The sequence below is a fragment of the Bacteroides cellulosilyticus genome (genome assembly GCF_020091405.1).
Taxonomy (GTDB): Bacteria; Bacteroidota; Bacteroidia; order Bacteroidales; family Bacteroidaceae; genus Bacteroides.
This window is the reverse complement of the sequence record NZ_CP081903.1, coordinates 6,340,167-6,353,011: the sequence shown is the minus strand read 5'-3', so window position 1 is coordinate 6,353,011 and position 12,845 is coordinate 6,340,167. Positions and strand designations below refer to the sequence as shown.

General features: G+C 46.0%; 5 protein-coding genes. All 5 read left to right on the top strand.

Annotation, left to right across the window (positions count from 1 at the left end):
• The first annotated feature begins 3 nt into the window (after window positions 1–3).
• The 5 genes from K6V21_RS24390 (at window position 4) to K6V21_RS24370 (ending at window position 12,735) form a co-directional block, all read left to right on the top strand.
• Window positions 4–1,950 carry a glycoside hydrolase family 97 protein gene (locus K6V21_RS24390; protein WP_224320179.1) on the top strand — a complete coding sequence of 649 codons (1,947 nt, stop codon included), beginning with the start codon at window positions 4–6 and terminating at the stop codon, window positions 1,948–1,950.
• A gap of 35 nt (window positions 1,951–1,985) precedes the next feature.
• Window positions 1,986–4,133 carry a TIM-barrel domain-containing protein gene (locus K6V21_RS24385; protein WP_224320178.1) on the top strand — a complete coding sequence of 716 codons (2,148 nt, stop codon included), beginning with the start codon at window positions 1,986–1,988 and terminating at the stop codon, window positions 4,131–4,133.
• Between the two features lie 7 nt (window positions 4,134–4,140).
• On the top strand, window positions 4,141–6,309 hold the full coding sequence (locus K6V21_RS24380) for an alpha-galactosidase (protein WP_224320177.1): 2,169 nt from the start codon (window positions 4,141–4,143) through the stop codon (window positions 6,307–6,309).
• A 13-nt stretch (window positions 6,310–6,322) separates the two neighbouring features.
• Entirely contained in the window at window positions 6,323–8,365 is a 2,043-nt protein-coding gene (locus K6V21_RS24375; protein ID WP_224320176.1) for a hypothetical protein, read from the top strand.
• Between the two features lie 260 nt (window positions 8,366–8,625).
• Window positions 8,626–12,735: a hybrid sensor histidine kinase/response regulator transcription factor gene (locus K6V21_RS24370; protein WP_224320175.1), complete on the top strand. Its 4,110-nt coding sequence runs from the start codon at window positions 8,626–8,628 to the stop codon at window positions 12,733–12,735.
• The last annotated feature ends 110 nt before the right edge of the window (window positions 12,736–12,845 follow it).

Genomic DNA, 12,845 nt, shown 5'->3' with positions numbered 1-12,845 from the left:
ACCATGAAAAAACTATTGAATACAGCACTGTTTCTGTTTGTAATATTAATGACTTCTTGTACGGCTCCTGATGCATGGGAATTAGTGTCTAAGGACAGCAATATTCGCTTTGCCTTGGAGAATAAACAGGAAAATGGAAGTACGGCGCTTAGCTACTCTGTATTTTATAAAAACGGAGAGGCAATGGAGAAATCTCTTTTAGGGCTGGTTATGGATAATTGTGAGTATGGAAAAGACGCACAATTTGTTTCCGCTTCTGCAGTGAAAGATATTTCTACTGCTTATCAGTTAAAATCCGGTAAGAAATTGAATGCTACGGATGAGTGCTGTGAGCAGATTTTTACTTTCCGTACCAAAGAGGATAAGCAATTTAATTTGATCGTAAGGGTATATAATGACGGAGTGGCTTTTCGCTATGAACTACCCGGAGAGGATGGACAAATGCACACTATCCAGGCCGAACATACAGAGTTTGCCGTACCCGTAAATGGAAAAGCGTGGATACATCCGTATGACTGGAACGATCGTCATAAACCGAGCTATGAACAATATTGCCGGAGTGAAATAGATATCCGTTCGGAATGTGGACATGGGCGTGGTTGGGCATTCCCTATGCTATTCAATACTAACGGAATCTGGATGATGATCACAGAAGCTCATCTGGATGGTTCATATCCAGCTACTCATATAGATAATGCCGGAACAGATAAAGCATATAAAATCCGCTTTCCAGAACCGGATGAGCCAATTGTACCGGATGCAGTAGAGCCGGTATCGGAATTACCGTGGTTCACTCCCTGGCGTGCCATTATCATAGGAGATAATCTGAATACCATATTCCAGACACAAATGATTTCACACCTGAATCCTGCGTCTGTAGTGAGCGATGAGTCCTGGATAAAGGCAGGACGCGCATCCTGGAGCTGGTGGTCTAATGGCGGTACTCCCCGTGATTATAAAGCACAACTGAAGTATGTGGATCTTAGTGTAGAAATGGGTTGGGAATATATGCTGATTGATGCCGGATGGCAAAGCATGGGCAACGGTGGCACTATGGAAGATGTCGTGAAATACGCGCAGCAAAAGGGAGTGGGTGTCTGGTTATGGTACCATTCCGGTGCAGGGCGTGACAGCGACTCTATACCGACGCATCGTCTGATGAGTGATCCGGAATTACGTCGTGCAGAAATGAAACACATCAGTGAAGTAGGAGTGAAAGGAATCAAGGTCGATTTCTTTGATACAGACAAACAACGTATTATCCAACTTTATCCGGCTTTATTGAAAGATGCGGCAGATAATCATTTGCTGGTAGATCTTCATGGTGCTACTTTACCCCGTGGCTTTGAACGTACGTATCCGAATATGCTGACCACGGAAGCTATCCGGGGTGCAGAAACCCTGGGACGTCAGGAACGTTGTGACCAGGCGGCAAAGCACAATGCTACTGTACCTTTCACACGCAATGTAGTCGGTTCGATGGATTATACTCCGGTGACTTTCTCTGATAAAGTGCGTCAGGGGATACCTGCTATACGTAAGACGACTATGGGGCATCAGTTAGCCCTTGCAGTTGTCTTCGAATCCGGCTTCCAATGTTTTGCTGATAAGGCGGAGTCTTATCTTTCTCTATCGGAACAACCGAAACAATTCCTGAAAGAAGTACCCGCTGCCTGGGACGAAAGTATCCTGCTGGCTGGTTATCCGGCCGATTATGCTGTTGTAGCTCGTCGTTCCGGTGATGTCTGGTATATCGGCGGCATCAGTGGTAAGGAAGAGAAGCGTGAAATAGAATTTACTTTGCCTGCCGGATGTGAAGGTAAACCATTTACTATGATTATAGATGGAAAAGATAAGGATAGTTTTGACTACATGCCTGTGGAGAATATGAACGGAACGGTAAAAGTGAAGGTGCTTCCGAACGGTGGCTTTGCCGGTATAATCCGATGAAATGAGAATAACACTATTATAATAAAATGAAGAGAATGAAGAAGATTTTGATTGTAGGGGCAATGGCTTTGGTGATGCTTTGCCCTGTTAAAGCGCAGATAGCCTGGCAGCAAGTGGAGCCCGGTGTTTGGAAAGGCGTGGTAGGTACTCCTGAAGAGTATTCATTACTGGGAGTGGCCGGTGTCACACCGCAAAAGGAAGGTTTTGCCCGCTTACCGGAGGTGACATTACCCCAATTAGCGAATGAAATTGTGGGTTCCATACAGGATGGTAAAACAAGTTTCCGCATTCCTTTGCAACGTAAGGAACAGTTGTACGGCTTTGGACTGAACTTCCAGACGGTACACCAGCGCGGCAAGATTCTGAATCTGCATGTAGACCATTACGGTGGACGTGACAACGGACGCACACATGCTCCTGTTCCCTTTTATATTTCCAGTTCAGGTTATGGGGTACTGATCAATTCGGCACGTTATCTGACGGTGTATGCTGGTAGCGGCGCACGTAAGGATAGTCCGAATGCTCCGGTAGCCAAAGACCGTAATATGGATAAGACCTGGACATCCGCTCCTTACTCGGATGCCGTTTCTATCTTGGTTCCTGCCCCGGGTGCAGAAATTTATCTGTTTGCCGGACCTACTCCTATGGATGTTGTCCGTCGTTATAACCTGCTCTGTGGAGGAGGTACATTACCTCCGCGCTGGGGATTGGGCTTTACGCAACGTACAAAGAAGCTCTATACAGCTGAAGACGTGAAGAACGAGGCGGATGAGTTTGAACAGCGCGGTTTCCCGTTGGACTTCATCGGACTGGAACCGGGCTGGCAAAGCAAAGCGTATCCTTGTACCTTTGAATGGGATGCTACCCGCTATCCGGATCCCGCCGGTTTTGTGAAAGATATGTTGGCTAAAGGAGTACGCATCAACTTATGGACAAACCCATACGTATCTCCTGATTCAAAGATATATAAGGAAATGTATCCGGTAAGCGGCTCACACACCGTATGGTGTGGCATCGTGCCCGACCTGGCAGGCGAGAAAGCCCGCAAAATCTGGATGGATAAGCTGGAACAGGAACACGTGAATATCGGTGTCAGCGGTTATAAAGTGGATGAAGTAGACGGATACGACCGTTATGTGTGGCCGGATGTAGCCACTTTCCCCAGTGGAATTGCTGCCGAGCAGATGCGCCAGACTTATGGTTTGTGGGTTCAACGCACTACTGCGGAACTGTACAAGAAACGTAATCAGCGTACCTTCGGATTGGTTCGCGCATCGAATGCCGGTGCGACTTCTTTCCCCTATGTGATTTACAATGACTATTACAGCCATCAGGACTTTATCACTGCTTTGATTAATTCAGGCTTTAGTGGCGTATTGTGGACTCCGGAAGTACGTAGTTCCAGTTCATCGGAAGACTGGCTACGTCGTTTCCAGTCTGTAGTATTCTCACCGATGGCAATGATTAATGCCTGGGCAAGCGGTACGAAACCCTGGACTTTCCCCGAAGTAGAGAATCAGATAAAAGAGTATGCTATGCTGCGTATGCAGATGATGCCTTACTGGTATAGTGAATTTGCACGTTATCATTTCGATGGTATTCCTCCGTTCCGTGCCATGAATCTGGAACCTGGTTTCAACCCGGAACAAGGAACTACAGCGAAACTGTCGGATGCAAATCTGGAAGAGAATCCTTATCTGGAAGCTGTTTCCAAGGAAATTAAGGATCAGTATATGGCTGGTGAATATCTGTTGGTGGCTCCCATGTTCAAAGGTCAGAAAGAACGTACGGTGGTATTGCCTAAGGGAGACTGGTACGATTTCTATACAGGTAAATATGCGGGCAATGGCGAGAAGATTACTGTTACGCCGGGCTTGGACCGTATTCCGGTATATGTAAAGGATGGAGCTATCCTGCCATTTATGGAACCCCGCCTGCATGCACCGAAAGCAGGAGAGAAGGTGAATCTGGAAATACGCCATTATGGAAAAGCGGATGGTTCTTACCGTTTGTATGATGATGACGGAGAAACATTCGATTATGAGAAAGGCGCCTATTCCTGGCGTGATATCACTGTGACACGCGATAAGAAAGGCAAGCTGAAGGGTGCTATATCCAAAGCAGAAAAAGGTAAGCCGAACAGTATTGACAATGTTACCTGGAAGTTTATGACAGAAGAATGATAAGATTATGAAGAATATATTGACGACCTGTTTATTTCTCTGCCTTCTCCTCACGGTGCATGCAGCAGATAATCCGAATGTGAAGAAGCTCTTCACCGTTACATCCGGCGAACTGAAACTGACCTTTATGGTGGGTACGGACAATCGCCTTTACCAATTGGGTTTTGGAGATGCTGCCCGTGAAGTAGAGCCTCCTGCTAAGATACCCTCACGTGAATGGGAGTTTCTTCCTCCTTATGGAAACGGTGTCCTGACAGAACCGGCTATTCAGGCAACTCATGTAGATGGAAATACATCTACGGAACTTCACTACGCCGGACATCGTACGGAAGCGCTGACACCGGGTATCGAACAAACCGTTATTTCACTGAAAGACCCTGCCTATCCTTTCACCGTAGATGTCTATATCAAGTGCTATGCAGACAATAGCATGATGGAGATATGGAATACTGTTACGCATAATGAGAAAGGTAAAGTTATTCTGCATCGTTTTGCTTCAGCTGCCCCGGTGGTAAAGGCAAAGGAATACTGGCTTACTCAATTCTCCGGTAACTATAAGCGCGAAGCAACCCTCAATGAAGAACGCCTTTCGGAAGGAGTCAAGATTCTGGATTCCAAATTAGGCATCCGTGCGCATCAGATGCGTATTCCTTCTTTTATCCTCTCTCTAAACGGACCGGCTAAAGAAAATGAAGGTGAGGTACTGGCTGCTTCTTTGCGTTGGAGCGGCAGTTTCCAATTCGCTTTCGATGTAGACTGGAACAAGAACCTGCGTTTGCTGACCGGTATGAATCCTTTGGGCTCACAATACAATCTGGAGCGTGGCGGCACATTCACTACACCCGCCATTCTCTACACGTATAGTAAGCAGGGTAAGGGAGAAGCCAGCCGTCGTTTCCATCGTTGGGCTATGGCAAATGCCATCCGCGATGCAGAGAAAGACCGCCCTGTATTGTTGAACAACTGGGAAGCTACACACTGCGATTTTGATGAAGACCGCCTGAAACAACTCTTTGACGGTGCCCGCCAGGTGGGTGCTGAACTTTTCTTATTGGATGATGGCTGGTTCGGTAATGGCCCTTACTCCCGTGATGATGATAAGCATGGTCTGGGAGATTGGGCCCCTTCTACCAAGAAGTTACCCAAAGGTCTGTCATATATTGCCAAAGAAGCATTGAAGCGTAAAGTTGGCTTCGGTATCTGGCTGGAACCCGAGATGGTGAATCCTCAGAGTGAACTTTATCAGAAACATCCGGATTGGATCATTACTCAACCCAAGCGTGAACCGATACTGGGTCGTCATCAGGAAATACTGGATCTTACCCGCCCCGAGGTACAGGCTTTTGAATGGGATATTATCGACAAAACCTTGCGGCCTAACCCGGATATCACTTATGTGAAGTGGGACTGTAACCGTTACATCACCCAACCCGGGTCTTCTTATTTGCAGCCTGCTGATCAAAGTCATCTCTGGATAGACTATAACTGGGCGCTTTACCGTCTGATGGATCGTTTCGCCAAAGGCTTCCCCAATGTGATGGCCATGCTTTGTGCCGGTGGATCGGGACGTGTGGACTATGGTGCAATGCCCTATTTCCATTCCTTCTGGCCCAGTGACAACACAGACCCGTTGGGACGTATCAAGATACAATGGGGCTTCTCACATTTCTTCCCTGCAAATACGATCTCTGCTCACGTCACCCGTATGGGGAAACGTCATTTGAAGATGGCCATAGATGTGGCGTTGAGCGGTGCATTCGGAATAGACCTGGCATTGGATAAGGCTACGGCTGAAGAACGTGCGCAGATTGCCGATGCTGTGAAATTATATAAAGAGCGTATCCGTCCGTTGGTGATGCATGGTGAGCTTTATCGCTTGGTTTCTCCCTATGAGTCTCCGTTGGCTTCTTTGAGTTATGTTTCAACAGATAAGCAAAAGGCAGTTGTTTACTTCTACCAGACTAAAGATGGTAATGAACCTCGTGTAAAGCTTGGTGGCCTGGATGCCCATAAGAAATATCGTGTGGAGGAAGTAAGTCAGGCAAAGGGAGTGACTTCCCGTTTCCCTGCCAATGGCAAGGTATTTACGGGAGCGGAACTGATGGAGAAAGGTCTGGAGAATCCATTGAATACCCAGTTTGAGAGTGCAGTATTGATATTAATAGCTAACAATTAAACACAATAACCTTATGGACTTGAGAAGAAGCTTATTACTTTTCTCTTTTATCTTGGTCGGTTCACTGGCCATTGCACAACCGAAAGACCGTTGGACTATTCAGGATGATGGAGCCATCCGCTGGAATATCAATGATAATATTCCACATGACGATCATCTTGAGATGAGTGGGCAGCAACTTTCCGTTGTCCTTCGTTACGGTGTAGATGCACAGAAGCGTTTTCATCTGAACCGCAGTCTTGTTTTTCCTATGCTTCGCATGCATCCCAACAAGACACAGAACAATCTGAAGCAACGCTTCGATGTGAATATTCCCGCTTTAGTAACAGTGGACGATCAAACCCTGCTGAATGAAGAAGTACGCGACGTAACCTTTAATGGTATCATGCGTGTGGAAAGCAGTTTCGGCTATGTGTACCGGCGTAAGGAACTGAAAGATGCCGTACAATTGACTCGTGTACTTTATCCCTCCACCAACGCCGCACGCTATTGTGAGGAATATACTTTCAAGAATAGCAGTCCGAATCAGATAACGCTGCGAGTGCCTGAGTGGAATGTAACATATACTACTCCTGAGGAAGCCGGTGTATATGGTGCTTATTGCATTGAAGCCGCTCTTTCCAAAAGTGGTGTCTTTGTTTTGAAACCGGGAGAGACGCTTGAATTCTATGCAATCTTTTCCGGAAGGAAACTGGCGGATGCCTCGTCCGGGCGAAACAACGCCGGCCTTTCACACATCAACATCCTTAGTGAACGTGCCGCGCGTGAAGCGCTTATCAGTCAGTGGTGGGGCAATTTGGTTTTGGAGACCCCTGATCCCGTGCTCAATCGTATGTTTGCCTTCGCCAAACTGCGTGGTGCTGAAAGCATCTACCGCACGAAAGGCGGATTGATGCATGGTCCCGGTGGTGAAGCCTATTATGCGGCTGTCTGGGCTAACGACCAGGCAGAGTATATCAATCCTTTCTTCCCTTTCCTGGGTTATGAGATTGGTGATGAGTCCGCATTGAACTCTTTCCGCCACTTTGCCCGCTATATGAATCCGGAGTATAAACCTATTCCGAGTTCCATCATCTCCGAAGGTGTCAGCTTCTGGCATGGAGCCAAAGATAGGGGAGACGGTGCGATGATTGCTTACGGTGCTGCACGCTATGCGTTGGCTCGTGGAGATAAGGCGGAAGCGCGTGAACTGTGGCCTCTGATCGAATGGTGTCTGGAGTATTGCAACCGTAAACTAACTCCGGCTGGCGTGGTTGCATCGAATTCGGATGAATTGGAGAACCGCTTTCCGGCTGGTGATGCAAACCTCTGTACCTCTACGCTTTACTATGACGCTTTGCGTTCAGCCGTTATGCTGGGACGTGAATTGGGAGTATCGGCAAAGCAATTGAACACGTATCGTGATCAAGCGGATGCTTTAGAGAAAGCCATAGAAAAACATTTTGGTTACGAGATAGAAGGTTTCCACAGCTACCGCTATTATGAAGGTAATGATATCCTGCGTTCCTGGATTTGTATGCCTCTTGTTATGGGGATTTACACCCGTGCGCAAGGCACTATTGATGCTCTCTTCTCACCCCGCCTATGGACGGACGATGGGTTACTGACGCAAGCCGGTACCGAAACCTTTTGGGATCGTAGTACTCTCTATGCCCTGCGTGGCACCATTGCAGCCGGAGAAGTGGAGAAAGGCATGAGCTTCCTTAAGAAGTATTCGCACCGTCGTTTGTTGGGCGATCATGTGCCTTATGCCATTGAAGCGTGGCCCGAAGGAGATCAGCGTCATCTCTCTGCTGAAAGCGGACTGTATTGCCGTATTTATACCGAAGGTCTGTTTGGCATCCGTCCCACAGGATTACGCAGTTTCGAGATGACACCCCGTTTGCCGCAGGAGTGGGAGTATATGAATCTGAATTGTGTACGTGCTTTCAATTCGGAGTTTGATATTCGTGTATCCCGTGCAGGAAAGAAACTGCATGTAGAAGTCTTGAAAGGTGGCAAGCCCATATTAAGGAAGAATATAACGGAAGGTGTAGCAGTGAGGGTGAATCTATAATGCATGCAGGATAGATAAGTGTAAGAGACATCTTATCATCAATACCGATGATGTCTACAATCATTGCCGATGATTCATACAATCATTGCCAATGATTCCTACAATCAATACCATTGATTGTAAGTTCTGTCGTAACTTCTGATAGTATGGGTTTACCACTGACCCTTGCTCGTCTTATTCTATTTCCATACCTTTCTGCACTATATCCTATGTTATTTCTACGCTTTTCTTATTTTTGTGCAGTAAATATATCTATACTGATGAAAAGGAAAATATTGTTGACTTTATTAATCTGTTCATTTTCAGCCTTGTACGTGTGGGCAGAACATTCTAAATATTCATTCTACTACAGCCAGAAACTGAATGAAGGGATTTCCCAACTCTCCGTGATGACTATTTGCCAGGATACCCGGGGATACCTTTGGCTGGGGACGCGTAATGGACTGAATCGTTATAATGGCAGTGAATATACCGTCTTTCGCCATCATCCGGGGGACTCATTGAGTTTGGCAGACAATGAAGTCAATGAAATACGCGAAGATCATAGCAAGAATTTATGGATAGCTACCAGTCGGGGATTAAGCCGGATGTGCCTTCGTACGGAACGTATCCGCAATTATTTTAATGTAGATGGACTCTCCAGTGCAAGTATCCTTTCTCTTTTAGTTGATAGTTCCGGCAAAGTATGGGTGGGTACCCGTAGCGGGCTTTGTTGTTATATTCCCGAACAAGACAACTTTAAAAGGGTGGAATTTGTGGAAAATTTCAATAGTTCCGTCACTGCCTTGATGGAGGATAAGGCAGGTAACTTCTGGATAGGTACGGCAGTGAACGGAGTTTACCAGTGTAACAAACAGATGCAGGTGATGAATCATTATGACCGTCGTGCCGGTTTACCGGACAATAGTGTTTCCACTCTTTATGAAGATTCTTATCATCGTATCTGGGTCGGTTGTCAATTTGGAGGACTGAACCGCATTGATGTCCGTAACCATAAAATAACTTCTTATACATCTGCCAACAGTGGTCTGAAGAATAATTATGTCCGCTGTCTTGCCGAATGGGATGGAGAGATGCTGATTGGTACCTTTGATGGTATTTATGCTTATGCACCGTTGAAAGATCAGATTCGTAAAGTGAGCAGTTATGACGAGCCCGGACGTGGCTTGGGGCATTTTTCCATTTATGCTTTTTGTCGTGACCATACCGGTACGTTGTGGATTGGTACCTTTGCCGGTGGCGTCACTTGGCTGAGTTCGCTTACCGACCGCTTCATTCATCATACTCCGGGAAAGGCGGTGAATCAGCAAACGGGAATCTATGGAACGGCTTGTGTCGATAAACAGAAAAATTTATGGATAGCTACTGAAGGGTATGGATTGCTCCAATACGAAATCTCGACAGGAGAGGGAAACTTTTACCTGATTGATAAGGAGAGTTATTCCGTGCATAATTCGAATGTTATCAAGACGGTATATGCTGAGGATGACTGTATCTGGTGTGGTACGGTATTGGGGGAGGTCTATCGTTTTGATCTTGCTACCCGGCGTTTTTCTTTATTCTATAAATATCCCATAGAACTTGCTGTTTATGGTATTGTGCGTGATGCAGACGGTAATTTATGGGTAGGAACTTCAAAAGGTGGATATGCACTGACTTGTTTTACTCCTGCCGGTGAGCGGAAGACTGAATTTACCGGACCGAAAGGAGAAAAATTGCACTTTTCTTCCGTTCGTTGCATGGCAGAAGAGAGTCCCGGTGTGTTATTGATAGGTATGCGTTCTGCCGGACTATACCGTTTTAATACCCGTACAGGTGAAATGACCGTCTTTCGTACATCGCGCTCGGAGCAGGAAATGCAAATTCCAAGTAACTATATATCTTCCATATTATCAACCAGATCCGGTGATGTATGGGTATCTACCTATGGAGGCGGTATCTTTCAACTGGACAAACGTGGTGGTGTGCTTCGCCGGGTAACAGAGAAAGAGGGATTGATGGGGGAGGATATTTGTAAATTGCTGGAGGGAGCGGATGGAAATCTATGGATGAGTTCGTTGCAGGGTATTTCCTCTTATTCTCCATCTACCGGGGAGATTAAAAACTTTCCATTCAATAATGGTATTCATTTGCGTGAGTTTACGTATCGGGGTGGGGTAGCCATGCCGGACGGTACATTGTGTTTTACCGGTAATGATGGCTTTATCACTTTTTATACGCCGGAGATGCCGATGAATCGTTTTGTACCGCCAATAGTATTGGAAGACCTGCTGGTGAATAATCGTGTGGTGCGTGCAGATGATGGAACAGGAATCTTGAATGGGTTGCTTAATGAAACGGAGGGTATCAATTTGCAGTATAATCAGAATAATCTGGCAATCAATTATAAAGCGTTGAATTTCATCAATCCGGAGATGAACCGGTATGCCTATAAATTGGAAGGATATGATAAAGACTGGAATCATGTGGGAGAGCGTAGTACTGCTTACTATACCAATCTGCGTCCCGGTACCTATCTTTTTCATGTCAAGGCTTGTAATAACGATGGGGTATGGAATGAGGAAGGGAAGACTTTGAAGATTGTCATTACCCCACCTTTATGGGCTACCTGGTATGCCTTCCTGATTTATGGACTATTGCTGATAGGAGTGTTCTACGCAATATTCCATTATTTTAATGCCCGTCGCCGCTTGCGGGAAAGGCTGCAAATGGAGCAAAAAGAGAAACTGCAACAGGAAGAGTTCCATCAGGCAAAGATGCATCTGTTCACGAATTTCGCCCATGAGCTACGTACTCCACTGACGCTGATCATCACTCCTTTTGAAGAGCTGGTGAAGCGGATGGATGTGACTTTGGAACTGCGGGATAAACTGATGGTCATTTATAAAAATGCCCAACGGCTTCTTTTGTTGGTCAATCAGCTGATGGACTTGCAGAAAAACCAGAGTGGTACAATGGAATTGCAGGTCACGGAAAATAATGTATATGAGTTTGTCACAGAGATCTACTGTGCGTTCAATCAGATAGCGCAAACCAATGAAATTACTTTCACACTGGATTGCCGGGACCGGGAGTTCCAGGCTTGGTATGATAAAGTGCTGCTTGAGAAGGTCGTATTTAATTTACTGTCCAATGCATTCAAGTATACTCCTTCCGGTAAAGACATACGTATGTCAGTAGATTGCATTTCTGTCGGAGAGTTGGAAGAATCGTATCGAAAAGAAGTAGCCCCTTCTGCCCTGTATATGATGTTGCAGGTTGTGGATGCCGGTTGTGGAATCCCACCGCAGGAACGGGATAAGGTGTTCACACCTTTCTACCGGGTACCTGAAACGTCAGGGGTAAATGTACCGGGTACAGGCATCGGGCTTAGTCTGGTATATTCCATTGTGAAGCTGCATAAGGGAGTGATCCGTATTGAAGACCGGGAAGATGGGACGGAAGGAGCACGGTTCATTGTTCTGCTGCCTGTTTCCCGTGAAGCTTTCACAGAGGAAGAGACGGATTCCATGCCTGTGGAAACGATTGGCGATACGGCATTTGCACAGCCGGTGGAGAAACCGCAAACATCTCCCATTGGAGAAATAGCATCCAAAAAGCCGGTGGTTCTCTTGGTGGAAGATGACAAAGACGTACGGGATTACCTACATAAGTCTTTGGAGAATGACTATGAGATCATTGAAGCGGCAAACGGTATCAAAGGATATGACAAGGCGGTACAGTTCTTTCCCGATTTGGTGCTGAGCGATATTATGATGCCTAAACGGAATGGGCTTGAACTCTGCTCCATGATTAAGAATGATATCCGTATCGGACATATACCGGTGATACTGATGACTGCACGCTCCATGGTGATGCATATCAGGGAAGGGTTTGAGGCAGGGGCGGATGATTACGTGATTAAGCCTTTCAGTATGGATGTGCTTCGGATACGTATTCAGAGCCTGTTGCAGTCGAGGGAGCAATTAAAGAAACTGTATGGCAAACGCTTCTCGCCCGAAGTGGTAGGTGTAAGTACTACCTCGGCGGATGAACGTTTTTCACAGAAACTGTATGAGATTATTGAGAAGAATATATCTGATCAGAATCTGGGTATAGAGATGCTTTGTGACCAGATTGGTATCAGCCGCGCCAATCTCTACCGCAAAATCAAAGCTATATCTGAGCTTTCGCCCACGGAACTGATACGTAATAAGCGTCTGGAGGTGGCATTGCGCTATTTGAAGGAAACGAATATGAGCGTTTCGGAAGTGGCAACTTTGTTGGGATTCAACAGTCATTCCTACTTCTCCAATTCGTTTAAAGCGTTCTATGGGTTCACGCCTACGGAGTTCGTACAGATGAACAGTGCGAACAAAGAGAAGAGATAAGATGAAAAATAAGATTTAAGGCGGAAAGGAGTTTCCGCCTTTTTTGTCTCAAACGATTCCCACTACCGTCTCAAAATGCTTACTACATTTGTTTTGAGACATTATTGCAA

Bases quoted from the DNA above. Each gene is read 5' to 3' on its own strand.
- K6V21_RS24390 (WP_224320179.1), top strand. From the start codon at position 4: ATGAAAAAACTATTGAATACAGCACTGTTTCTGTTTGTAATATTAATG.
- K6V21_RS24385 (WP_224320178.1), top strand. From the start codon at position 1,986: ATGAAGAAGATTTTGATTGTAGGGGCAATGGCTTTGGTGATGCTTTGC.
- K6V21_RS24380 (WP_224320177.1), top strand. From the start codon at position 4,141: ATGAAGAATATATTGACGACCTGTTTATTTCTCTGCCTTCTCCTCACG.
- K6V21_RS24375 (WP_224320176.1), top strand. From the start codon at position 6,323: ATGGACTTGAGAAGAAGCTTATTACTTTTCTCTTTTATCTTGGTCGGT.
- K6V21_RS24370 (WP_224320175.1), top strand. From the start codon at position 8,626: ATGAAAAGGAAAATATTGTTGACTTTATTAATCTGTTCATTTTCAGCC.